18 protein-coding genes are annotated in these 23,133 nt (G+C 72.4%); 7 read left to right on the top strand and 11 right to left on the bottom strand.

What is annotated here, in order from left to right; genetic code table 11:
- Positions 1-334: 334 nt before the first annotated feature.
- From ACIA6A_RS00405 to ACIA6A_RS00395, 3 genes are read left to right on the top strand one after another with little or no spacing between them, the layout of a single operon-like run.
- Positions 335-829 carry a peptide deformylase gene (locus tag ACIA6A_RS00405; RefSeq protein WP_396095171.1) on the top strand — a complete coding sequence of 165 codons (495 nt, stop codon included), beginning with the start codon at positions 335-337 and terminating at the stop codon, positions 827-829.
- The gene (locus ACIA6A_RS00400) at positions 826-1,422 is read left to right on the top strand and encodes a class I SAM-dependent methyltransferase (protein WP_396095170.1); all 597 of its coding nucleotides are present in this window, start codon (positions 826-828) and stop codon (positions 1,420-1,422) included. Before ACIA6A_RS00405 ends, ACIA6A_RS00400 begins: the two co-directional genes overlap by 4 nt.
- The gene (locus tag ACIA6A_RS00395) at positions 1,422-1,919 is read left to right on the top strand and encodes a YciI family protein (RefSeq protein ID WP_396095169.1); all 498 of its coding nucleotides are present in this window, start codon (positions 1,422-1,424) and stop codon (positions 1,917-1,919) included. The genes ACIA6A_RS00400 and ACIA6A_RS00395 overlap by 1 nt, the downstream gene beginning before the upstream one ends.
- Here the strand turns inward: ACIA6A_RS00395 and ACIA6A_RS00390 are convergent, their stop codons facing one another.
- The 5 genes from ACIA6A_RS00390 to ACIA6A_RS00370 all read right to left on the bottom strand — a co-directional run bounded on the left by ACIA6A_RS00390 (position 1,920) and on the right by ACIA6A_RS00370 (position 7,644).
- Entirely contained in the window at positions 1,920-2,819 is a 900-nt protein-coding gene (locus ACIA6A_RS00390; RefSeq protein ID WP_396095168.1) for an alpha/beta fold hydrolase, read from the bottom strand. It abuts the gene before it with no gap.
- Positions 2,816-3,901 carry a tartrate dehydrogenase gene (locus tag ACIA6A_RS00385; RefSeq protein WP_396095167.1) on the bottom strand — a complete coding sequence of 362 codons (1,086 nt, stop codon included), beginning with the start codon at positions 3,899-3,901 and terminating at the stop codon, positions 2,816-2,818. Before ACIA6A_RS00385 ends, ACIA6A_RS00390 begins: the two co-directional genes overlap by 4 nt.
- Before the next feature lie 3 nt (positions 3,902-3,904).
- The gene (locus tag ACIA6A_RS00380) at positions 3,905-5,161 is read right to left on the bottom strand and encodes an MFS transporter (protein WP_396095166.1); all 1,257 of its coding nucleotides are present in this window, start codon (positions 5,159-5,161) and stop codon (positions 3,905-3,907) included.
- Positions 5,148-6,380 carry an aminotransferase class I/II-fold pyridoxal phosphate-dependent enzyme gene (locus tag ACIA6A_RS00375; RefSeq protein WP_396095165.1) on the bottom strand — a complete coding sequence of 411 codons (1,233 nt, stop codon included), beginning with the start codon at positions 6,378-6,380 and terminating at the stop codon, positions 5,148-5,150. The genes ACIA6A_RS00380 and ACIA6A_RS00375 overlap by 14 nt, the downstream gene beginning before the upstream one ends.
- A 64-nt stretch (positions 6,381-6,444) precedes the next feature.
- Positions 6,445-7,644: an acyl-CoA dehydrogenase family protein gene (locus tag ACIA6A_RS00370; RefSeq protein WP_396095164.1), complete on the bottom strand. Its 1,200-nt coding sequence runs from the start codon at positions 7,642-7,644 to the stop codon at positions 6,445-6,447.
- Positions 7,645-8,019: 375 nt separating this feature from the next.
- Between ACIA6A_RS00370 and ACIA6A_RS00365 the strand changes: the two genes are divergently transcribed.
- On the top strand, positions 8,020-9,300 hold the full coding sequence (locus ACIA6A_RS00365; RefSeq protein WP_396095163.1) for an acetyl-CoA carboxylase biotin carboxylase subunit family protein: 1,281 nt from the start codon (positions 8,020-8,022) through the stop codon (positions 9,298-9,300).
- Positions 9,301-9,354: 54 nt separating this feature from the next.
- Here ACIA6A_RS00365 and hemB read toward each other — a convergent pair whose 3' ends face one another.
- The 5 genes from hemB to ACIA6A_RS00340 form a co-directional block, all read right to left on the bottom strand.
- Positions 9,355-10,332 carry a porphobilinogen synthase gene (gene hemB, locus ACIA6A_RS00360; RefSeq protein ID WP_396095162.1) on the bottom strand — a complete coding sequence of 326 codons (978 nt, stop codon included), beginning with the start codon at positions 10,330-10,332 and terminating at the stop codon, positions 9,355-9,357.
- Positions 10,333-10,405: 73 nt separating this feature from the next.
- Positions 10,406-11,746, bottom strand: a complete 1,341-nt coding sequence (locus ACIA6A_RS00355) for an acetyl-CoA carboxylase biotin carboxylase subunit family protein (RefSeq protein WP_396095161.1) — start codon at positions 11,744-11,746, stop codon at positions 10,406-10,408.
- 65 nt (positions 11,747-11,811) lie between these two features.
- A complete protein-coding gene (locus tag ACIA6A_RS00350) occupies positions 11,812-14,628 on the bottom strand; it encodes an amino acid adenylation domain-containing protein (protein WP_396095160.1) in 2,817 nt (938 codons plus the stop codon).
- Between the two features lie 16 nt (positions 14,629-14,644).
- Entirely contained in the window at positions 14,645-15,469 is an 825-nt protein-coding gene (locus ACIA6A_RS00345; RefSeq protein ID WP_396095159.1) for an SDR family oxidoreductase, read from the bottom strand.
- Positions 15,466-16,170 (bottom strand): thioesterase II family protein, encoded by a 705-nt coding sequence (locus tag ACIA6A_RS00340; protein WP_396095158.1) that lies wholly within the window; start codon positions 16,168-16,170, stop codon positions 15,466-15,468. The genes ACIA6A_RS00345 and ACIA6A_RS00340 overlap by 4 nt, the downstream gene beginning before the upstream one ends.
- A gap of 498 nt (positions 16,171-16,668) precedes the next feature.
- Here ACIA6A_RS00340 and ACIA6A_RS00335 point away from each other — a divergent pair, with 498 nt between their 5' ends.
- Genes ACIA6A_RS00335 through ACIA6A_RS00325 form a run of 3 tightly spaced genes read left to right on the top strand, consistent with a single transcriptional unit; the run spans position 16,669 to position 21,201 of the window.
- Positions 16,669-19,200 (top strand): beta-ketoacyl synthase N-terminal-like domain-containing protein, encoded by a 2,532-nt coding sequence (locus tag ACIA6A_RS00335; protein ID WP_396095157.1) that lies wholly within the window; start codon positions 16,669-16,671, stop codon positions 19,198-19,200.
- Positions 19,193-19,942: a thioesterase II family protein gene (locus tag ACIA6A_RS00330; RefSeq protein ID WP_396095156.1), complete on the top strand. Its 750-nt coding sequence runs from the start codon at positions 19,193-19,195 to the stop codon at positions 19,940-19,942. The genes ACIA6A_RS00335 and ACIA6A_RS00330 overlap by 8 nt, the downstream gene beginning before the upstream one ends.
- Positions 19,939-21,201 (top strand): condensation domain-containing protein, encoded by a 1,263-nt coding sequence (locus ACIA6A_RS00325; protein WP_396095155.1) that lies wholly within the window; start codon positions 19,939-19,941, stop codon positions 21,199-21,201. Before ACIA6A_RS00330 ends, ACIA6A_RS00325 begins: the two co-directional genes overlap by 4 nt.
- A gap of 55 nt (positions 21,202-21,256) precedes the next feature.
- Here ACIA6A_RS00325 and ACIA6A_RS00320 read toward each other — a convergent pair whose 3' ends face one another.
- The gene (locus tag ACIA6A_RS00320; RefSeq protein WP_396095154.1) at positions 21,257-22,993 is read right to left on the bottom strand and encodes a non-ribosomal peptide synthetase; all 1,737 of its coding nucleotides are present in this window, start codon (positions 22,991-22,993) and stop codon (positions 21,257-21,259) included.
- Positions 22,994-23,133 lie beyond the last annotated feature (140 nt).

The following is a 23,133-nucleotide window of genomic DNA, read 5'->3' as shown; positions in this document are numbered from 1 at the left end:
CCGCCGGGGTGGTGGCGCCGGTGACCCGAGGCTTGGGAATCCCGGGACGTGGCTGCGGTTCCCGTGGTCCATGCCTGCCACGGTACGTCGCATGGGAGCGATTCCACAGTGCCGCTCCGCGGTCACTTTCCGTCAGCGCGCCGACAGGGTGAACAGCACGCCGGAGGGCCCGGCCACGACCTCGGCGGACGCCGGTGGGGCCGGGCCGGCGCCCGGGTGGGCCGGGTCGTCCGATCATCACAGCGGGTGACGGAAATTGGTCACCAGGAATTGCTTGCATCGGCCAGGGAATGGTCGTGAACCGTCGCGACGGCACCCCGGTAGGTTGGACGTCATGACTGTGCGTCCTATCCGATTGTTCGGTGACCCCGTCCTGCGTATCGCGACCGAGCCGGTGACCGTGTTCGACGCCGCTCTGCGCGAGCTCGTCCAGGACCTGGAGGACAGCGTCCGCGAGCCGGACCGGGCCGGGGTCGCCGCGCCGCAGATCGGCGTCAGCGTGCGCGCGTTCTCCTACAACGTGGACGGCGTCGTCGGGCACCTCGTCAACCCGGTGCTGTCCGGCTTCGAGGGCGAGCAGGACGACGAGGAGGGCTGCCTGTCGCTGCCGGAGATGGGCTTCGCGACCCCGCGGGCGATGTCGGTGACCGCGACCGGGGTCGACGTCAACGGCGAGCCCCTGACGATCTCCGGGACCGGCCTGCTGGCCCGGGCGTTGCAGCACGAGACCGACCACCTGGACGGACGGCTGTACATCGACACGCTCACCGGCGACACCCGCCGTCAGGCCCTGCGGGAGCTGCGCCGCCTGCCCCGCCCCACGGCATGAGCACCGGCCGCTTCGAGAAGCTGTACGCCGAGGCGCGTGACGGTGCGGCCGAGATCCCGTGGGACGTGCCCCGGCCCAGCCGGCTGCTCGCCGCGTGGGCCCGTGACGGTGCCGTGTCCGGGGCCGGGCGCAGCGCCCTGGTCATCGGGTGCGGCCTGGGCCGCGATGCCGAGTTCCTGGCCGGGCTCGGTTTCGCGGTGACCGCCTTCGACATCTCCGGAACCGCGGTACGCACCGCGCGCGACCGCCATCCCGGCACGCTCGTCGAGTACGGCGTCGCGGACCTGCTCGACCCGCCCCCGCACTGGCACGGCGCTTTCGACCTGGTCCTGGAGAGCAACACCGTGCAGGCGCTGGCGGCCCCGGAGCGCGAGCGGGCGATCGCCGCCGCCGGCCCGCTGGTCGCCCCGGGCGGCACCCTGCTCGTGCTGGCCGCGGCCGCGAAGGCCGGCCCGGACGACGGGCCGCCCTGGCCGTTGACCCGCGCCGAGATCGACGCGTTCGGGCTCGGACCCGGCACGGTGGAGCTGCTGCGCGACGAGGACGACCCGCTGACCGCACGCTGGCGGGCCGAGTTCACCGCACCCCGCTGATGCTGTACCTCGTCTACTGCCGGGACCGGCCCGGCACGGCCGGTCTGCGCGCGGAGCTGACCGAGCGGCACTGGGCGTTCATGGACGACTACGCCGAGGCGATGATCGCCCGGGGGCCGACCCTGACCGCGGACCGCGAGCACGCCACCGGCAGCCTGCACATCGTCGACCTGCCCGGTGCGGAGGCGGCCCAGCGGTTCGCCTACGAGGAGCCGAACCACCGCGCCGGCGTCTACGCCGACGTGCTGATCCGCCGCTACGACGACCGGCTCGGACGCACGATGTGGGAGTTTCCCCGCACGTCCGGCTTCCTGATCCTCGCCACCACGCCCACCGCGGTGGTCACCGTGCCGCCGGCGGAGAGCCTCATCGCGTACGGCCATCTGCTCGCCGACGACGGCACCACCCGCACCGGCACGGCAGTCCTGGCGGAACACCCCGGCGTCCAGGACGGGGACACCGAGGTCCACCCGTGGCAGTTCGGCGGCCGCCGGTGATCACCCGCCGGTGTCGCTGAAGAACTCCCGCAGCGCGTCGGCGACCTGCCCGGGAACCTCTTCCGGCAGGTAGTGGTCGGCCGGTAGCGCCGCACCGGAGACCGTCGTGGCGTAACCGCGCCAGACCGCCGGCACGTCGTAGGACCGCCCGACGAAACTGTGCTCACCCCACAACGCGAGCAGCGGGGCCCGCACGAGGTTGCCGGCGCCGGCGTCCGCGGCGTCGTGCACGAGGTCGATGCCGGCGGCGGCCCGGTAGTCCGCGCACGAGGCGGCGATGGCGGCCGGGTCGGAGAAGCAGCGGACGTACTCGGCGACCGCGGCCGGGTCGAACGCCGTGCCACCGTGGTGGCGGGCCCGCATCCGGGTCGTGATCCAGAACTCGGGGTCGTTGCCGATGAGCTGTTCGGGGATGCCGTTCCCGGCGGCGAGGAAGAACCAGTGGAAGTAGCCGAGGCCGAAGTCCTTGCCGGCATGCTCGAAGGCGTGACGGGTCGGGACGATGTCCAGCACGGCCAGCGCGGTGACCGCGCCGGGGGCGTCCAGGGCCAGGCGGTGCGCGACCCGGGCGCCGCGGTCGTGCCCGGCCACGGCGAACCGGTCGAACCCGAGCGCCGCCATCACCGCGAGCTGGTCGGCCGCCATGGTCCGCTTGGCGTACTGCGGGTCGCCGGGGCCGCTGGCGGGCTTGTCGCTGTCGCCGTAGCCGCGCAGGTCGGTCAGGACGACCGTGTGCCGGTCGAGCAGCAGCGGTGCGACCTCGTGCCAGATCAGGTGCGTCTGGGGGTAACCATGCAGCAGCAGCAGCGGCGGGCCGGCACCGCCGACCGCGCAGTTGATGGTGACCCCGCCGACGTCGACGCGGCGGTAGCGGAACGCCGGCGGCAGGGGAACGCTCACGGGCGGGCCGACCGCACGGCGGCGGCGACCGCGGTGCCGAGCCCCACGGTGGTGCCGTGGCCGCCGAGATCGGGGGTGAGGGTGTCACCGCCGCGCGCGACGACGTCCTCGATCGCGGCGAGCACCGCGGCACCGGCGGCGGGCTCACCGAGGTGGTCGAGCATCATCGAGGCGCACCAGATCTGGCCCAGCGGGTTCGCGATGCCCCGGCCCGCGATGTCGGGGGCCGAGCCGTGCACGGGTTCGAACAGGCTGGGAAAGGTGCGCTCGGGGTTGATGTTGGCGCTCGGTGCGATGCCGATCGTCCCGGTGCAGGCCGGGGCGAGGTCGGAGAGGATGTCACCGAACAGGTTGCTGGCCACCACCACGTCGAAGCGGTCCGGGTGCAGCACGAACTGTGCGGCCAGGATGTCGATGTGGTACTTGTCCACCGTGACGTCGGGATAGCCGGCGGCCATCGCGGCCACCCGCTCGTCCCAGTACGGCATCGTGATGGAGATGCCGTTGCTCTTGGTCGCCGATGTCAGGTGCTTACGCGGGCGGCTCCGGGCCAGCTCGAACGCGTAGCGCAGGATCCGGTCGACCCCGGTGCGGGTCATGACGGTCTCCTGCATGACGGTTTCGCGGTCGGTGCCCTCGAACATCCGCCCGCCGATGCTGGAGTACTCGCCCTCGGTGTTCTCCCGGACGACGACGATGTCGATGTCGCCGGGGCTCCGGCCGGTCAGCGGACCGGTCATCCCGCGCAGCAGTTTCGCCGGGCGCAACGAGACGTACTGGTCGAAGCGCCGCCGGAACTGCAGCAGGCTGCCCCACAGCGAGATGTGGTCGGGCACCACCTCGGGCCGGCCGACCGCGCCGAAGAACAGCGCGTCGAACCCGCGGAGCCGTTCGAACCAGTCGGCGGGCAGCATCGCACCGTGCCGCTGGTGGTAATCCGTGCTGGCGAAGTCGAACGCGACCGGTTCGATCCGGAAGCCGTGCACCTCGGCGGCCGCGGTGAGCACCCGCCACCCCTCGGGGACGACCTCCGTGCCGATCCCGTCACCCGGGATGACAGCGATCCGGTACGACCTGGTCATCGCTCACCGTCCGATCGTGGCGGCGGGTCGTTCGAGGTCCGCCGCGGTGCGGGCCCGTTCGGCCCAGCGTACGACCGGTGGCAGGACCAGCCCGGTGGCGGCGAAGAGGACTCCGGCGACCCACCAGCCCGGCCGGCCCCATTGTTCGGTCAGCGTGATGAGCAGGGCCGGGCCGATGGCGAGCCCCAGGCCGAGGCCCATGCCGAACAGGCCCTGGTACTGCCCGACGGCGTGCTCCGGGGCCATCGTGAAGGACAACTCGAACCCGGCCGCGGCGTGCCAGAGCTCACCGACGGTGTGGATGACCGCCGCGGTCGCCAGCAGGGCGATGGTGAGCCACCCGGGGATGTCCCCGGTGACCGAGATCAGCGCGGTGGCGATCAGGAACGCGAAACCGGCGCGGCGGAACGCCCGGCCACCGGCGGCCGGGGTGGTGATGGAGCGGCTGGCCCGTACCTGGAAGAGGACCACGATCGCGGTGTTGACCAGGATCACCATCGACACCGTCCACTTGGGGGTGTCAGCCCGGGCCACCAGCCACACCGGCAGGGCCACGGTCAGCACCCGGTACTGGATCGCCATCACCCCGTCCAGCACGGTCAGGGCCAGGTACGGGCGGTCGCGCAGCGCCACCCAGCGCGGCCCGGCACCGTGCCGGCTCGGGGCGAGACCGGGCAGGAACAGCACGACCGCTGACGCCGCCGCGTACGACACGGCACTGCCCGCGATCACCAGCACGTACGCGGCACCGGTGTCGACCGCGGCCGCCCAGCCCGCGAGCAGGGCACCGACCGAGACGCCGACGTTGGTGACCGCGCGCAGGTACCCCCGGAACTCGGCGGGCCGTTCCCCGCCGTACGCCTGCACCAGCGGCCCGCGGGCCCCGGGGATCGCCGCTTGCGCGACCGCCCCGAGGCCGGCGAAGACCACGAACGTCCAGAAGTCGTGCGCGAAGCACAGCCCGGCCATCGACACCGCGCCCAGTGCCAGCGTCAGCGCGTAGATGGTGCGTGCGCCCGCCCGGTCGGCCAGGTGACCGACCGGCATCCCGGCGGCCAGCGACACCGCCCCGGCCACGGTCAGACCGACGCCGACCTGGGCCGCCGGCAGGTGCACGGCCCGGGTGAAATACAGCACGCCGGCTGTGATGTAGATGCCGTAGCCGTTCATGGTGAGCAGCGTGGCGACGGTGATGAGCCGGGCCGGGCGACCCTTCGGGAGCAGCGCGGCCATCCGGGCGCCGAGCTCAGGCCCCGGCATCGGCGGCGGCGGGCTCGCGTCGGCGCAACGTGGTGAGTAAGCCGCAGAATTCCTCGATCTCCACGGTGGACATGTTAGCCCGCAGCATCACGCGCAGGCCGGATCGGCCGCGCCCGACGATCGGGAAGAAGACCGGCGGGACCGAGAAGCCGGCCCGCAGCAGGTCCTGCGACAACGCGACGGTGGCGTCCTCGGCACCGACCTCGACGAACCTGATCGGCAGGCCGTCACCGCGCTCGGGCGTGTCGATCAGGCTGTCGAACAGCGTGATGTTCGCCCGTAGCCGGTCCTGCAGCCCGGTCAGCTCGGCCGAGGCGTGCAGCTCGGCCGAGGCGACCAGGGCGCCCAGCCCGGCCGTGTTGATCCGCTGCGACCACATCAGCGGGCCGGCGCTGCGCAGTGCCGTGTCGAACCGTTGCTTCGAGCCGCGCGGGCCGAGGAAGATCGCACCCCCGGACGCGCCGAAGCCCTTGTTCAGCGAGGTGATGATCAACGTACGGTCGTTGATCCCACCCATCGCCTCCAGCACCACACCGCGCCCGCGCTGCCCGACGGTGGAGATGCCGTGCGCCTCGTCGAGCAGCAGGAACAGGCCGTACTTCTCCTGCAGGCGCAGCAGCTCGGGCATCGGGGCCTGCCCACCGATGCTGTACACGCCGTCGGCGACGTACGCGACCTGCCGGTGCTGCTTGCACAGCTCCTCCAGCGCGCCCATGTCGTTGTGCGGGATCGTCACGATCTCGGCCTCGTCGGCCACGTTCGGCTTCATCGCGTTCAGGCAGAAGTGGGCCTTCTTGTCGAACACCATCAGCGGCGCGACGTCGCCGGTCAGCAGGCCCGACGCGACCAGCGGCAGGCTCGTCCACGCGGCGGTGGCGCAGGAGTTGACGGTGACGGCCTCGACGTCGAACAGCTCCGACAGCGCGTCCTCGGCGTCGCGGAGCACCCCGAAGCGCATGGTCCGGCGCGACGAGGAGGTGTTCAGCGATCCCTCGGCGAGCAGGGCCTCGGCCGCGGCCCGGACCAGGCGCGGATGCGTGTCCAGGCCCAGGTACGAGTAGGACGCCATGTTGACGAACTCGTGGCCGTCGGCGAGCACCCGGTGCCGGCCGTCGCCGAGCCCGGCGACCACGAGGTCGTACAGGCCCGCGTCGCGGGTGACATCCCAGAAGTCGGCACTGATCCGTACGGACTTCTTGATGTTGAGAAACTTGTTCATGCGATCTCTATCTCGTCGGTGAGCGGAATCGGGAGGACGTACGCGACCAGCGGTGCCCGCCCGGTCAGGCCGGCACCGCCACCGGCTGCAGCAGGGGCTCGGCCGCCACCGCGGGTCGCGTCGTGTGGCGGATCCCGGCGCTGCGGTACAGGCTGTCGTGGATCCCGTCGGCGATCAGGAGCCCTTCCAGGTCCCGCCGGATCTTCGCGATCGGCGAGTCCGCCTGGTAACCGGCCGCCCCGAGCAGCAGGCCGAGCTCACCGGCGGCGTGGTGGGCGGTGTCGATGCCGTGCGCCTTCATCTCCCAGCCCCACTGCTCGGCCCGGTCGTTGCCGGCGTGGGCCAGCTGGGCGGCCATGGCGGTGCCGAGCAACGCGGTCACCAGCTGCGCGTGCGTACGCCCGAGGGTGACCAGCGCGGAGTCACGCAGCCGGGGCACATCCCCGCTGTCCCGCCGCTCGGTGAGGCCGGCGGTGACGATGTCGAACACCGCCGCGGCGGCACCGATCCCGGTGGCGGTGACCAGCGACCGGTAGGAGGCGAAGTGCTTGCGCAGCAGGAACATCCCGTCGCCGCGCAGCACGTCGCGTTCCGGGTCGACGGCCACCTCGTCCAGGTCGAGGATGCCCCACGTCCATCCGGCCACGCCGGTCGGCGCCACCGGCTGACGGCGGATGCCCGGCGCGGCGGCGTCGACCGCCGCGGCGGCCAGCCTGCCGTCCGGGTCCTGGAAGAACACCACGAACACGGCCGCCTCGGTGAGCCGGCTGATCCACTTCTTGCGGCCGCTGACCAGCCATGTCCCACCCGGGCCGAGCGTGGCCCGGGTACGCGCGGCAGCCGGGCGTGAGCCGCCGTGCGGTTCGGTGATGGCGACGCCGGCCAGCCCGCCGGCCGCGATGCGCGGCACCCACCGCTGCCGGGACGCGGGGTGGCCGTACTCGTCGATCAGCTCGGCGTGGCCGAGGGTCACCGCGTCGCGCAGGTCGATGTCGCGGTAGCCGCAGATGAACTGGGCCAGCACCGCGTACAGCGGGGGGTCGGCCCGGGTGACCAGGAATCCGCGCTCGACCATCGCCTGCCGGACGGCCTGGAGCCGGTCGGAGCGTTCGGTCCCGGCCGGCAGGTCGATGGGGTGGGCGGCGAGCACCTGGTCGAGCCCGGATTCCATGGCGGCCAGCCGGTCCCAGTCGATCTGGTCGCCGGGATCGAGCACCGGCCGCACCGCCCGCAGCCAGGAGCCGCTGCCCGTGCCGGCGTTCACCACCCACCGCCCTGGGCCGCGACGGGGTTCTGGTGCCGCTCCGGAGAAAAACCTATCGACCTTCGAGATTGACGTAGTGCTCCCATTCGGCTTTACCCCCGATTTGTGGATCGATCGAAACGGCCTCAGGCGGGGGATGCAAGATCCCCATCGTGATCGGCCATGATCTATATGCGTATTCGAGGTTTCCACCCCGTGTCGATTCACGTCAAGTCGACGGCTGGTATCTCACTCTGGCAAGTTGTTGCCAGAACGCCGGTCTTGCGACCCGCGATAGGATCGGGCACACTGACCAGTGTCGATCATTGTGCGGTTTACCGCACAATGATGTAAGTCTCAATGATGTAAGCGGTGTCAGACCACGGGGGTTATGCAATGACACTCATCCAGGGCAGTTCCGTGCGCCGTGCCCCGGCGCCGGACCGCCCGCTCTACCTCGCGCTGAATCGATTCACCGGCGACGTCGTCGACTACCGGCGCTTCGCCGGGGAGTTCGACGTCGACATGGTCTTCATCACCCTCGAGTCCGGGCTGTCCGCGATCGACACCGGGTGGGCACTGGACGTCGTCGTGGTCGACGACCTGTCGCTGGCGACCGTGCTGCCCGTGGCCCAGCGCCTGATCGCGCGGCACCGGCCGTTGACCGGTGCGGTGGGGCTCTCCGAGAAGGACGTGGTGGCGGCCGCCCGGCTGCGCGAGGCGCTCGGGCTGCCCGGGCCCGGCGTCGACCTGGCCCACCGGTTCAAGGACAAGGTCGCCATGAAGTCCCGCCTGGAGGCGGTGGGGCTACGGGTTCCGCGTTTCCGTCCGCTGGCGGCGTTCGCGTCCTCGCGGCCGGCCGAGGTCGCCGCCGCCCTCGACCAGGCGCTGGCCTTCCCGATCATCCTCAAGCCGGTCGACGAGGGTGCCTCCCGGGGCATCATCGAGGTCCGGACCCCCGCCGAGCTCGAGGACGCGCTGGCCGGGATCGACGTCCGGTCGTACGAGGCCGAGGAGTTCGTGGACGGGCCGATCCTGCACGTCGACGGCATCATGCGGGACGGCGCGCTGTGGTTCATCAGTTCCAGCGAGTACATCGGCACCTGCCTCGACTTCGCCCGCTCCGGCGCCCCGTTCGCCTCGGTGATCCTGGACCCCGGGCCGCGGCGCAGCGCCGCGGAGGAGTACACCCTGGCGTGTCTCACCGCGCTCGGCCTGACCCAGGGGCCGTTCCACCTGGAACTCATCGAGCCCTCCCCGGGTGTGTTCGTCTTCCTGGAGGCCGGCATGCGTCCCGGCGGCGCGGAGGTTCCCCACCTGCACGCCGAGCATGTGCACATCGATCTGTACGGCGAGGCGTTCCGCAGCCTGCTCGACCTGCCGCCGCTGGCCGACCGCAGCACGTACGGCGACCCGACCGGGCTGGGATATCTGCTGTTCGCGGTGCCGTACCCGCTGCCGAGCCGGGTGACCGCCCGGACCAGCCTGATCGGCACCGTCGAGCACCTGTACGCGGAGGTCCTGCCCGAGGTCGGTCACGTCTTCACCAAGGACGGCGGATATGTCGACGTCGGCGGCAGATTCCGTTTCCGTTCCCCGAATGAGGAACAGACCCGGGCGGCCGTCGACGCGGCACTGAAAGCCTACCGGCTCGAATCGGCGCCGGTGACCCCTTAGTCATTCTTGGCCGACCGCATCACGGTCGGCCAAGAATGCATTCGTCGTTCGTGCTCAGCGCTGATTCAACAGGGCGGCCGCTTCCGAGGCCCAATAGGTGAGCACGATATCGGCGCCCGCACGGCGAATACCGATGAGGGTCTCCATCATCGTGCGTTCCCGGTCGATCCAGCCGTTCGCCGCCGCGGCCGCGACCATCGAATACTCGCCGGACACCTGATATGCCGCCACCGGCACGTCCGCGATGTCCCGCACCGCCCGGATGATGTCCAGATACGCCCCGGCCGGTTTCACCATGACCATGTCGGCGCCCTCGTCCAGGTCCAGCCGGGCCTCCCGCATCGCCTCGTGCGCGTTGGCCGGATCCTGCTGGTAGGTCTTGCGGTCACCGACGAGCTGCGAGTCGACCGCTTCGCGGAACGGCCCGTAGAGAGCGGACGCGTACTTGACCGCGTAGGCCAGCACCGCCGCCTCGGGGTGACCGGCCCGGTCCAGGGCGGCCCGGATCGCCGCGACCTGACCGTCCATCATGCCGCTCGACCCGAGGACATGCGCGCCGGCTTCGTACTGCGCCACGGCCATCTCACCGTAGATCCGCAGCGTGCGGTCGTTGTCCACCTGACCGTGCTCGTCGAGCACCCCGCAGTGCCCGTGGTCGGTGAACTCGTCGATGCACACGTCGGACATGATCACCATGCTGTCGCCCACCTCGGCCCGCACATCGCGCAGCGCCACGTTCAGCACGCCGTCCGGGTCGAGGCCGGCGGCGCCCACCGCGTCGTGCTCCCGCGGGATCCCGAACAGCATCACGCCGCCGATACCCGCCTGCACGGCCTCGGCGACCGCTTTGCGCAACGAGTCACGGGTATGCTGCACGACGCCGGGCATCGCGGCGATCGGGAGCGGTTCGGTGGCGCCCTCCTTGACGAACATCGGCAGCACCAGCTGACGCGGCTCCAGACTGGTCTCGGCGACCAGTCGCCGCAGGGCAGGGGTACGCCGAAGTCGTCGCGGCCGCTGTTCCGGAAACACCGATATCCTCCATGATGTCGACTGTGGCCGAGCCTACGCCGCACCGGTGATCACCGGAGCGGGGGTGAGGCGCTCACCTCCCGTCCGGGTCGTACAGCACATCCGCGTAATCCGTCTCGCCGGCGTCGCGGTTCCAGTCGCGCAGCTGGCGGGTGAACACCTCGTGCGGCATCACCCGCAGCCGGTCCAGGAACCAGGAGCGGGTCTGCTCGACCCGCTGGTCCAGCAGGCCGGCGGAGGCCGTCGTGAACATCACCTGCCCGATCCGCTGGCTGGTGGCGCCGAACGCGTCGGGAAGGACCGTGCCCGGTGGTACGTCGATGCGGGCGAACTCCACGTCCGGCAGTTGCCGCAGGTGCTCCGGCGTGGGACAGGACAGCATGACGCCGGCCCGGCTGGGCAGGTACGACGAGCCCACCGTGCCCGGCCGGACCTTGACCGCCGGTGCCGGCGACTCACCGAGGGCGCACAGCACCGCCGCCTCCCCGAGGTCGACGTTGAACTTGCAGTGGATCTCCTCCTGTGTGAGGGCACCACCACGCCGCAACGCGCACTCGCTGAACGCGATCCGGCCGGTCCCGCGATCGTGGAACAGTTCCATGTGGAAGACGCCGTCGCGAGCCCCGAGCGCCGCCAGCGCCGCGTGCACCACCGGCCCGGCCAGGTCGTACGTCCACCGCTCGGCATGGGGGTCGAACTTGCGCATCCGCAGCGGCGCCCCCGACTCGATGACCGACAGGCAGGACGCGCCGTACTCACCGAGGCCGTAGAAGACGACCTCCCCGTCGGACACGACACCGTCGGCGGTCCACTCCTCGCCCGCCATGAACTCCTCGGCGACGAACGTGCGGTTCGGCGTGCGCCGCCGGCGGTAGGCGCGGGCCGACGCGACCAGTTCCGCGTCGTCGCGCACGCGCGAGGTCAGTTCCGTCCCGGCCCCGGCGACCGGCTTGAGCACCGCGGGCGTGAACGGCAGGGGCGGTGCGTCACCGTCGAGGAGGTGGATGTCCTCCACCAGCCAGGTACGGGCGGTGCGCACACCCGCCGCGCGTACCCGCTGCTTCTGCAGGAACTTGTCGCGGAACAGCACGGCGGTGCCGGGATCGACGGTCCGGCAGCCCAGAGCGGTGCCCAGCAGGGCGGTCGTCACCAGGGCCCGCTCGTCGGTGGTCTGCACGGCGTCGAAGCGGTGGCCGGCCAGCCCGGCGCGGTGCAGGGCGGTCAGCACCGCCTCGGGGTTGCGGTGATCGTCGCAGAAGACCGCGGTGCCGCCGTCCGGGATCTCCTGCAGGCCGTTGTCCCGGGCGTAGGGCCCGTACACGGTCACGGCGTCGACGCCCAACCGGTGGCAGGCGCTGAGCACGTACCGGTCGACGCCGATCAGGAGCAGGGAGGCGCGCTTGGCCTCGGGCATGGTTCCCCCATCGTGAACGGGCTGGGTGGTCGTCCGGCGGCACTGTCCGGCGGCACTGTCCGGCGTCACCGGCCGGCGGCGCTGAGCTGCCGGACGAGCTCGACGAGCTGTGCCGCCGTCGAATGACCGTAGAACTGCCTCGGTGACACCTTCGGCAGGTTCCGTTCCCGCATCTCGGCCAGGGCGCGGACGACCAGCAGGGAGTTCCCGCCCAGGGTGAAGAAATTGTCCTGCAATCCCACCCGGGTGTTCAGCAGTTCGCTCCAGATGCCCAGGATGTCGTCGGCGACGTCGCCGGGCGCGGGCTCGGGGCCGCCGGGCTCGGGGCCGCCGGGCTCAGGGGCGGGGTCGGGGGCAGGGGCCGGCCCGGTCCGTGGATCGGGCAGCCCGGTGACGTCCGGCTTCCCGTTGATCGTCAGCGGGATCCGGGCGACGGCGGTGATCGTCGTGGGCATCATGTGCTCCGGGAGCATCGTGGTGGCGTGCGCGCGCACCCGCGCGGGGTCCCCGGCCGCGTCGAGGACGACGTACGCGTCGATCCGGCTGCTCGCCGGGTCGTCCGGCCGCTCCCGGTTGACCACCACGGCCGCGGCGCTGACCGCGGGTGCGCCCAGCAGCACCGTACGGATCTCGTCCAGTTCGATGCGGTAGCCGCGCACCTTGACCTGGTTGTCCAGCCGGCCGAGGTGATCGAGGCGGCCGTCGGGACGCAGCCGTCCCTTGTCACCGCTGCGGTAGACCCGTTCGCCGGTCACCTCGTCGCGGACGAACCGCTGCCCGGTCAGCTCGGGCAGGCCGAGGTAGTGGCTGGCCACCCCCGCGCCGCCGACGTAGATCTCACCGGCGGGACCGGGTGGCAGAACCCGCCCCCGGTCGTCGCGGACCGACACCGACCACCCCGGCAGCGGCCGGCCGACCGATCGGGAGCCGGCCACGACCTCGGCCGGGGTGACCGTCTGGGCGGTCACGTGCACGGTGGTCTCGGTGATGCCGAACATGTTGACCACCCGGCAGTCGGTGGCCGGGTGCCGGGCGAACCACGGGGCCAGCATGCGGACGTCGAGGGGTTCGCCGCCGAAGACGACCAGGCGCAGGGCCAGGGCCGCGCCGGCGCGCTGATCGGTGCGGACGAGCTGCGCGAACGCCGACGGTGTCTGGTTCAGCACCGTGACGCGGCGCTCGGCCAGCAGGGTGTGGAACTCCTCGGTGTCGCGGGTGACCCAGTAGGGCACCACGACCAGGCGGCCACCGGTGAGCAGGCACCCCCAGATCTCCCACACGGAGAAGTCGAAGGCGCTGGAGTGGAACAGCGTCCAGGTGTCGTCCGGGCCGAGGCCGAGATCGCCGGCGGTGGCCCGCAGCAACGCCAGCACGTTGCGATGGGGTATGACCACGCCCTTGGGTGTCCCGGTGGACCCGGAGGTGTAGATGACGTAGGCGGGGTCGTCACCGTCGCCGGACCCGTGCGTACCGGCCCGGGTCCGGCCCGCTCCGAGGTCCGCCAGCGCGGCGGGGGTGAGCAGCCGGCTCCCGGGAACCGCGGGGAACTCCGGCGCGGACGTGACGATGACGGGCAGCGCGGCGTCCTGCGCGGTGAAGCTCAGGCGCCCCGCCGGATAGCGCGGATCCATCGGTACGTACGCACAGCCCGCCTTGAGCACGCCGAGCAGGGTGATCACCAGCTCGGCGTCGCGTTCCAGGCAGACACCGATCCGGCTGCCCGGGGCGATGCCCAGCGCACCCAGGCCGGCCGCCACCGCCCCGGCCCGCTCGTCGAGCTGCCGGTAGGTCAGCTGCTCGTCGCCGGCCAGCAGCGCCACGGCGTGCGGCTGCCGGGCGGCCATGTCCTCGAAGGCGCGGTCGATCCGCCCCGGAACGTGCGGGCTGCCGACCGTTGCGCCGGCCCGCAGGAGCTCCGCCCGCTCGGTGTCCGGCATCAGGTCGAGCCCGGACACCGGCCGGTCCGCCGCGCCGTGCGCCAGTTGCCCGGCCAGATGGGCCACGTGCGCGCAGAACCGCCGGGCGACGGCGGCGTCCACGATGCCCCGGTCGAAGTGGCAGACCGCGCGCGACGAGCCCCGGTCCACCTGGACGGTGAGCGGGAAGACCGGTGCCAGGCAGGCCGTGTAGCTGCCCTCCTCGAAGGCCGGGCTCAGGACGACGCCGACCGGCGGCGCCTCGGCCGGCGTGATGGGCGCCCGGTCGAACCGGCGCAGGAAGTCCGCGCCGGACACCTCCGGATGCTCCTGCACCGGGTGGGCGCGCAGGTGCTCGCCGGTGTCGCCGTCCAGGTCGAGCACGTCCAGGTCCAGCACGCCCAGCTCCAGCACGCCCAGCTCCACCGGCTCCCCGCCGCCGTACCGGCTCACGGCCAGGGCGATCGCGGGCACGAGGACCCGGTCGGCGTGCTCGCCGAGCCCGGTGAGGTCGATCAGCGCACTGCCGGTGACCCCGCGCAGCTCCGGATCACCCAGGCCCCATTCGAGGTCGCCGCGATACGCGAGGCCCGGCCGGGCGGCGGCGCGGCGGACGGGCACGCTCTCGCCGGATCCGTCCAGCAGGAGCCGGGCGATGCGCCGCAGCGTGGCCGGCGGGACGGCCGCCCGGACCGCCACCAGCACCACGTCCGTGGTGCCGTCGGCGTAGCGCAGGGCCACGACCCGCAACGGCGGGCCGCCCGGGTGGATCGGCCGCAGGGACTCGGCGCGCCGCCGGTCCACGGCCATCGGTTCGTCCGCGCCGGCGGGGACCGGGGTCTGCCAGACCCGGATCGGGTCGGGCATCGCCGCGGACAGCAGGTGCTGGGGGTCCGCCGGGCCGGGCAGCCGCAGCACGAGGCTGTGGCATCCCGCGGCGGGATCGTCGATCGTCGGTGTGGTCACGGGTGGAGCCTCCTGGTCATCGGGAGGTGAAGCCGCCGTCCACGGTCAGCACGCTGCCGGTGACCTGGCGGGAGTCGTCCGCCGCGAGCCACAGCGCCGCGTTCGCGATGTCGGACGGTTCGATCAACGCGTTCATCGGCTGATCCCGGACGAAGATCCGTTCGTGCTCGGCCACCGGGACCTCCAGCGACCGGGCGATCTCGCCGAGCATCCGGCCCTCGAGCACCGGGTCGTCACGGACCGACCCGGGGCACAGCGCGTTCACGCGGACCCGCATCGGTGCGTAGTCCAGGGCCGCGGCCCGGGAGAGTCCGATCAGGCCGTGCTTCGCCGCGACGTAGCTGGCGAAGTGCCGGTAGCCGACCGTGCCCGCGGTCGAGGACACGTTGATGATGCTGCCGGACCGGCGGCCGACCATCACCGGGGCGACCGCCTTCATCATCCGCCAGGCGCCGGAGAGGTCGACGTCGAGCATGAGCGACCACTCCCGCTCGGTGATGTCGTGGGTGATCTTCCCGGAGGGCGAGGCGATGCCGGCGTTGTTGACCAGCACGTCCACCGTGCCGAACCGGTCCAGGGCCCGGTCGACCGCGAGTGCGCACTGCCGGGCGTCGCGTACGTCGACCGCGGCGGTCACCGTGGCGGCGCCGGCGCGCTCGCACAGGGCGGCGGTGTGGTCCAGCTGGCCGGCTGATCCGAGCGGGTAGGGCACGTCGGCGAGGTCCCGGGTGATGTCCAGCAGGAGCAGGTCGGCCCCCTCGCCGGCGAACCGGAGCGCGCAGGCGCGCCCGAGACCACGGGCCGCACCGGTGATGATGGCGGTCTTGCCGGCCAGTCTCACGCCGTGCTGCCGGCGATCACGCGCAGCAGATGTTCCGCCTCGTCGACGAGGTACATGTGCCCGCCGGGGAGTTCCTGGTACCCGAACGGGCCCCGCGTCACCCCGGCCCATTGCCCGGCCTGCTCCCGGGAGACGAGTTCGTCGTGGTCGCCGCGCAGGGCGGTGACCGGCACCGAGAGCGTCCCGGTGCCGGTCGCCCGGTAGTTCTCGTGCATCTCCACGTCGGCGCGCAGCGCCGGGAGCAGCACCTCGATCATCTCGGGATCGTCGAAGGCCGCGTGCCGGTAACCGGCGAACCGTTGGACACCGGCCAGGAACTCCATGTCGGGCAGGCCGGTCGCGCGTTCGGCGCGGCCGTCGTGCGGTCCCGGTGAGCCACTCACGAACAGGTGGCGGAGCCCGGGGTGCCCGGTCCGTTCGAGTTCCCGGGCGATCTCGTAGGCGAGCACCGCGCCCAGGCTGTGCCCGAACAACGCGACGGCCGCCCCGTCGCCGGTGCCGGCCAGGATCTGCGGTGTCAGCCCGGCGACGGCGTCGGCGACCTCGGTGTACGGGTCGTCCAGGAAGCGCTCCTCGCGCCCCGGCAACTGGACCGGGAGCAGGGTGACCTCCGGTGGTGCCAGCTTCTCCCACTCCCGGAAGAACCCGGCACCACTGCCCGCGAAAGGCAGGCAGGCAAGAAAGAGCTGTTGTCCCCCCATGGACCCTCTTCTTTCCTCGTCATTCACGACGTGTCGCAGCGACCCCGGTCTCCCCGGGCCGTTGTGCAACGTAGCCCCGTGATCGAGTGGTTGTAAAGACCGGGATGAATGGGAGGCGGGCGGCTGCCGGCCGACTCACAGCGGATTCACAAATACCGGTACGGGTCCCGCTGCTGATGCCCTGGGCAGGGCATGCGGGGACGGATCATTGCGGGATCAAGCAATTCTTGTGCTCTTTGGTGACGTTGCTCACTGCCGGGGTCGGCCCTGGCCCGGCGCGGTGGTCGGTGGGTGTTTATGCACTGCTTTGACCCACCTTAATCATGATCAAGTAGTGACCGTGGCGCTACCCGCTGGTATGGTCGACCATGATGACTGTCGATCTCTTGGCGCCTGCCGGGTGGGTTTGGCGCTTGTCGAACGGGGGAGTGCGATGATTTATGTACGCGGGGCCATATTCACGGATCTGAGCAATGAACGACGCCGGGATGTGCGGCGATGAGCACCCGCCAGCCCCCGGTAACGCCGACGGAACAGATCCTCACCGACATCTGGCGTGACGTTCTCGAACACGACGATATCGGTGTTCTCGACAATTTCTTCGAAGTCGGCGGATATTCCATGCTCATGCAGATGGTGCGTGAGCAGATAACGCAGCGCATCGGCGTCCGGCTGACCCTTCCGCAACTGTTCATCCATTCCACGATCCGGTCGTGCGCCGCTTTCCTCGACGGCTCGGTGCCGCAGGAGGAGCCGGTCACGGCTCCGCGGGAAACGGCGCGGAGCTCGGCGCCCGGTGCGCCGCAGGCCGGCCCGCGCGAGACGGATATCGCCGTCATCGGACTCGCCTGCCGGTTCCCGGACGCGGTGGATGTCGACCAGTTCTGGGGCAATCTCGTCTCCGGCGTGGACAGTGTCAGCCGATTCGCCCCGAAAAGCATCCCCGGCCCCGGTGGCCGCACCCGGGAATACGTTCCCGCGGGCGGTTTGCTCCAGGCGCCGGAGTGGTTCGACGCCGGCTATTTCGACTACACCCCCCGTGAGGCCCTGCTCACCGACCCCCAGCACCGGGTCCTGCTCGAATGCGCGGTCGAGGCGATCGAGGGCGCCGGCTACGACCCGGACCGCTTCCCCGGTCTGATCGGTGTCTATGCCGGGTCCAGCCTGTCCACCTACACCGAGGTCCTGCGGGCCAAGCAGCTGGAGGACGGCTCGATCACCACCTGGGACATCCTGACCGGCAGCACCAGCGACTACCTGGCCAGTCGCATCGCCTACAAGCTGGGGCTGCGGGGGCCGTCCGCCAACGTGCAGGCGGCGTGCGCGACCTCGCTGTACGCCGTGCACTTCGCCGCGCGGGCGCTGCTCACCGGGGAATGCGATCTCGCCCTGGCCGGCGGCACCTCGGTGCGGCTGCCCGCCATGCTCGACAACTACCGGATCGGCGGCATCACCTCGCCCACCGGCGCGTGCCGCCCGTTCGACGCGGCCGCGGACGGCGTGATCGGCGGGCAGGGCTGTGGCGTCACCGTGCTGAAGCGACTGTCCGACGCCGTCGCCGACGGCGACCACATCTACGCCGTGCTGCGGGGTTCCGCGGTGAACAACGACGGCCGGGACCGCGCGGGATTCACCGCACCGGGGGTCCGTGGGCAGGTCGAGGTGGTCCGGGCCGCGCACCACGCGGCGGGCGTGACCCCCTCGTCCATCACCTACGTCGAGGCCCACGGCACCGGCACCCGGGTCGGGGACCCGATCGAGGTCGCCGGGCTGAACCAGGCGTTCGCCGACGGGGAGCCCCGGGAGCACCCCTGCCTGCTCGGCTCGGTGAAGGGCAACATCGGGCACACCGACGCCGCCGCCGGGATCGCCGGTTTCATCAAGGCGGTGCTCGCCGTGGAACGCGGGATCATCCCGCCGAGCCTGCACTACTCCGAGCCGAACCCGGACATCGATTTCGCGGCGGGCCCGTTCGCCGTGGCGACCGAGGCCACACCGTGGGCACCGGCCGGGCTGCCCCGCCGGGCCGGGGTCACCGCGCGCGGGCTCGGCGGTGGCAACGCGCACGTCGTGCTGGAGCAGCCGCCGGCCCCGCGGCCGAGACCGGAGAGCACCGCGGAGCAGGTGCTGGTGCTGTCCGCGCGCACCCCGGCCGCCCTCGACGAGCTGACCGCCCGCCTCGCCGCCCGGCTGACCGCTGATCCCGCGCTCGACCTGCGGGATGTGGCATGGACACTGCAGGTCGGCCGGCGCCTGCACGGTCACCGCCGGTACGCGGTGGTGCGGGACCGGCCGGACGCCCTGCGGGTACTGGCCGGCGGCGCACCCCAGCGGCTGGTCACCGGGGACCGCGCCCGCGACGGTCGCGCCGTGGCCCTGCTCGTGCCGAAGGGGGCCGAGGAGGAGCACGTACGGCGGTGGACGGACCTCGGTCTGCACCCGGACCTCACCCTGGACCCGGACAGCAGCGACGCCGAGATCCGGTCCGCGCTGGACACGCCGGGCCGGGTGTTCCTGGAGACCGGCGACACCGGCCTGTCCGCACGGCTGCGGAAGCACCCGCAGTGGACCGGCGACCACATCGCCGTCACGGTCACCGACCCCCTTGCCGCGCTCGGTGAGCTGTGGCTCGCCGGGCTGCCGATCCACTGGGCCGCGGCCCACGAGCAACCGGGGCGACGGGTGCCCCTGCCCGCCTATCCGTTCCAACGGCAGCCCTACCTGCTGGAGGCGGGGCCGCCCGCCGCACCGGGCGCGGTCCCGGCGTCCGCCCCGGCCGCCGGACGCGACACGCAGCAGACCGTGTCGCTGCTGTTCACCGAGATGCTCGGCCTGCCCGATGTCGACCCCGGGGACAGCTTCTTCGACCTCGGCGGGGATTCGCTGGTCGCCGACGAGCTGATGGCCAGGCTCGGACAGCTGCTGCCGGTGGAGCTCGAGGTGCGCTCGATGTACGAGGCGCCGTCGGTGCGGGAGCTCACCGCGCTCGTCGAGGAACGCCTGCGCGACTCGTCGGTGCGTCATGGCTGAGGTGCGGGTGATCGAGCGCCCGGCGCCGGCCACCGCGGTGGCCACCCTGTACTCCTTCCCGCACGCGGGCGGGGCAGCGGGGGAGTACGCGCGGTGGGCGGCCCACACACCCGGTCTGCGGCTGGTGGCCGTCCAGCCACCGGGCCGGGCGCACAACCTCGGGGCGGGGGCGTTCACCACGATGGCGGAGCTGGTCGGCGAGATCGTCGCGCGGGTGCGGTTCACCCCACCGTTCGCCCTGTTCGGCCACAGCCTCGGCGCGCTCGTCGCGTTCGAGGTGGCCCGGGCGCTGGTGACCGAGCCCGTACACCTGTTCGTCTCGTCGTTCCCGGCTCCGCCGCTGACCCGGACCGACCGGCCGTTGCACGTGCTGGACGACCCCGGGCTGCGGACCGAGGTCGAAAAACGCTGGGGCCCGCTGCCCGCGGCGACCCGGGCCGACCCGGAACTGCTCGCCGCCGCCCTGGCCTGCTACCGAGCGGATCTGCAGGTGCTGGAAACCTACGAGTACCGGCCCGGACCCCGGCTGCGATGCCCCGTCACCGCCATCGTGGGGGAGCAGGAGCCGGGTGGCGCGGCGTGGATGGCGGGGTGGCGCGACCACACCGAGGCAGCTTTCGACCTCCGCGTACGGCCGGGGGGTCACTTCCACACCCGGGAGGACCTCGACGGGCTGGGTGGACTGCTCAGCGACACCGTCCGCAGCGGACTGATCCGGGCCGAACGCGGCGTGACCCGGTGAACGCACGGACACACCGGAGCATCACCGGGACCTACCTCAAGTTCTACCGCGGCGCCAACGACGGTGTCGCCGAGCTGATGCCCCTGACCGGGGCGCAGCGCCGGTTCCACCACACCCGGTCCGCCGATCCCCGGGGCCGGGTCCGGATCCTGCCGGTGTTCCTGGAGTTCCCGCCCGGGCTGCTGACGGCCCACCGGCTGGAACGCGCGACGCGGGCGGTGCTGCTCCGGCATCCGGCGTTGCGCGGGGTCGCCGACACCGCCGGCGGGCTGCCGGTGCTGCGCATAGGTCCCGTCCCCGCGGGCCCGCTGGTACAGGAGATCTTCGCGCCGGAAACCGGGGACCTCGACGGCGCCGTGTGGGCCGCCCTTGAGGACTGGCCCACCACGGCCGGATCGTTGCGGGTGCTCCTGGCCCGCGATGGCCGGCGGGATCTGCTGGTCCTCGGTCTCGACCATCTGGTCTGTGACGGTGAGTCCACCGGGCTGGTCCTGGACGAGCTGATGTCGGCCTACCGCAGCGGAGCGGCCGTGCCGGACGCCGAGGTCACCGCGGGACTGCACCGCTACCGGGAGGTGGTGGAGCAGCGGCTGGCCGTCGAGCACGCGGCGAGCGGGCCGGAGGCGCTGGCGCACTGGACGTCGCGGGTCCGTGACGCGGGGCCCGGCCGGTGGGGCCGCGACCGGGACCCGGGCGGACCCGGTGGGCAGGTCTCGGCCTGGCACCGGCTGTCCGCCCCGGGATCGGCCCCGGACCGGCCGTTCCCGGTGTTGCTGGCCGCCGGCCACCGCGCGCTGGCCGGTCTGCCGGGAACCGCACCGGTCGCCTACACCTGGGGCGGGCAGGACGACACCGGGGTGGTCGGCTGCTTCATCAACACCGTGCTGGCCAACCCGGGGGGCGGCAGCGTCCAGGAGAGCTGGTGGGAGGACCTGGAGTTCGCGGACACCCCGTTCGACGAGGTCGTCCGCGCGGCCCGGGCGTCGCACGCGCCGTGGACCGGCCACCTCGATCTGGTGCTGACCCTCATCGACCGCACCCGCCGCCCGGCGCCGGTGCTGGACGGCGTGCCGGGCCGGTTCCGGTATCCGCCGGGCCACCGGATCGAGGATCCGATGATCGTCACGGCCGTCCATGACCGCGGCGAGCTGTCGCTGCGCATCGATCACGACCCCACGATCGTGCCCGGCGCCGACGCGACCGGCGTCGCCGGCACGCTGCGGGAGGCTTTCGCGGACGCCGGCCGGGTCGCGGGCTGAACCCGCCGCCGGCCGGGTCGCGGGCTGAACCCGCCGCCCGGCCGGCCTCCCGGTGTCACTCGCTTTCCGTCGGCACCGCCCCGGCGGCGGTGACGATCGTCGTGACCGCCGCGCTGAACTCGTCCAGGGTCGTCTTCTCGAACATGATCCGCACCGGTACGCGGTGACCGAGCTCCGCACCGATCCGGCCGGCCGCGCGTACCGCGAGCAGCGAGTGCCCACCGCGGGTGAAGAAGTCGTCGTGGTCGCCCAGGTCGATGCCGCCGAGCAGACCGGACCACACCCGCCGGACCACCTCGCGTACCGGATCCGTGGTGGTGTCCGGGTCGCCCGTGGTGTCCGGGTCGTCCGTGGCGGGCATCGCGCCGGCGGCGGGTGTGACGGGTATGGCGCGCAGGGCCACGAGATCCACTTTGCCCCGGTCGGTCATCGGCATCCGGTCGGCGAACGCGATCGCGGTGGGCACCATGTGGCCCGGCAGCCGGTCCCGCAGGTAGTCGTGGATCCCATCGGCCGAGCGCCGCTCCGCCGGGGCCACCACGTACCCGGTGAGTGTCTCGTCCTGGGCCAGGACCACCGCGTCCCGGACGTCGGGGTGCGAGAGCAGGACGGAGCGGACCTCCCCGAGCTCCACCCGGAGTCCGTTGATCTGGACCTGGTCGTCGTCGCGGCCGAGGAACTCCAGCACGCCCGCGGTGTTGCGCCGGACCCGGTCGCCGGACCGGAACACCCGCCCCCGGTCCGGCAGGGTGACGAAGCGCCGCGCCGTGAGCCCGGCGTCGCCGAGGTAACCGCGGGCCACGCAGGCGCCGCCGATCAGCAGCTCGCCGTCCGGTGCGAGGTGCAGCTCGGCACCGGTGATGCCGAGGCCGATCGGGACCTCCGGCCCGGTGTCCGTGGCGGCGTCGAACTCGTGGTAGGTCACCGCCACGGCCGTCTCGGTCGGTCCGTACCGGTTGAACAGCCGGACCCCGGGCAGCAGGGCGGTGACCCGGCGGGCCACCGCGGCCGGGAGCCGGTCCCCGCCGCTGATGAGGTACCGCAGGGTGGTGGCGTTGCGCAAGGCCGGCTCGTCGAGCAGCAGCGGCAGGATCGCCGGGGGGAGCCGGACCGCGGTGATCCGGTGCTCGACGAGGGCGGTGGCGATGGCGAGCGGGTCCAGGTGGTCGCCCTCGGCGAGCGACACCACCGTCGCGCCCGCACCGAGCGGCCACAGGACGTCGGTCAGCGAGGCGTCGAACGTGTACGGCGCCACCTGCAGCAGCCGGTCGCCCGGCCCCAGTGGCAGGCGCTCGGCGAGCCAGTCCAGGTGCGGCGTGAGGTTGCCGTGCTCGACGACCACGCCCTTGGGGGTGCCGGACGATCCGGAGGTGTAGATGACGTACGCGGGATCGCCCGGTGCCGCGGTGCCGGCCGGTTCGCCGTCCCCCGGCCCGTCCACGTCGAGCGTGGTGACGCCGTCGAGCCGGAACCGGGCCGCGGTCGCGTCGTGCACCAGCGTCACGGCCGGTGCGCAGTCGGCGCGGACAAGTGCCAGCCGGGGTGCCGGTTCCTGCAGGCCGAGCGGCACGAACGCGGCGCCCGCCCGCAGCACGCCGAGCATGGCGACCGCCATGTCGGCCCCGCGTTCCAGCGCCAGCGCGACCCGCTCGCCGGGGCCGGCCCCGGCCCCGGTCAGGCGCCGCGCGAGCCGTCCCGACCGTTCGATCAGCTCCGGGTAGCTCAGCTCCCGTCCGGCGCTGTCGAGCCAGGCCGGTCCCGTGTGCGGCGCCTCGAGAACCCGGGCATGCACCAAACCTTTGTCCGACATCATCATCCCCCCGCGGGCGGAGCGCTCACCGAGGTTCGCGGCGGCCACCGGCACGGGTGGGTCATCCGGGCGGACATCAGGAGCAATCCATAGATAGCCGTAGATCGCGTGGGTAGCATAGC

This window comes from Actinoplanes sp. NPDC051494 (assembly GCF_044454705.1).
Lineage (GTDB): Bacteria > Actinomycetota > Actinomycetes > Mycobacteriales > Micromonosporaceae > Actinoplanes.
Note: the sequence above shows the minus strand (reverse complement) of the source record. Positions and strands in the feature narration are given on the sequence as shown.

Bases quoted from the DNA above. Each gene is read 5' to 3' on its own strand.
- ACIA6A_RS00405 (WP_396095171.1), top strand. From the start codon at position 335: ATGACTGTGCGTCCTATCCGATTGTTCGGTGACCCCGTCCTGCGTATC.
- ACIA6A_RS00400 (WP_396095170.1), top strand. From the start codon at position 826: ATGAGCACCGGCCGCTTCGAGAAGCTGTACGCCGAGGCGCGTGACGGT.
- ACIA6A_RS00395 (WP_396095169.1), top strand. From the start codon at position 1,422: ATGCTGTACCTCGTCTACTGCCGGGACCGGCCCGGCACGGCCGGTCTG.
- ACIA6A_RS00385 (WP_396095167.1), bottom strand. From the start codon at position 3,901: ATGACCAGGTCGTACCGGATCGCTGTCATCCCGGGTGACGGGATCGGC.
- ACIA6A_RS00380 (WP_396095166.1), bottom strand. From the start codon at position 5,161: ATGCCGGGGCCTGAGCTCGGCGCCCGGATGGCCGCGCTGCTCCCGAAG.
- ACIA6A_RS00375 (WP_396095165.1), bottom strand. From the start codon at position 6,380: ATGAACAAGTTTCTCAACATCAAGAAGTCCGTACGGATCAGTGCCGAC.
- ACIA6A_RS00365 (WP_396095163.1), top strand. From the start codon at position 8,020: ATGACACTCATCCAGGGCAGTTCCGTGCGCCGTGCCCCGGCGCCGGAC.
- ACIA6A_RS00355 (WP_396095161.1), bottom strand. From the start codon at position 11,746: ATGCCCGAGGCCAAGCGCGCCTCCCTGCTCCTGATCGGCGTCGACCGG.
- ACIA6A_RS00340 (WP_396095158.1), bottom strand. From the start codon at position 16,170: ATGGGGGGACAACAGCTCTTTCTTGCCTGCCTGCCTTTCGCGGGCAGT.
- ACIA6A_RS00335 (WP_396095157.1), top strand. From the start codon at position 16,669: ATGAGCACCCGCCAGCCCCCGGTAACGCCGACGGAACAGATCCTCACC.
- ACIA6A_RS00330 (WP_396095156.1), top strand. From the start codon at position 19,193: ATGGCTGAGGTGCGGGTGATCGAGCGCCCGGCGCCGGCCACCGCGGTG.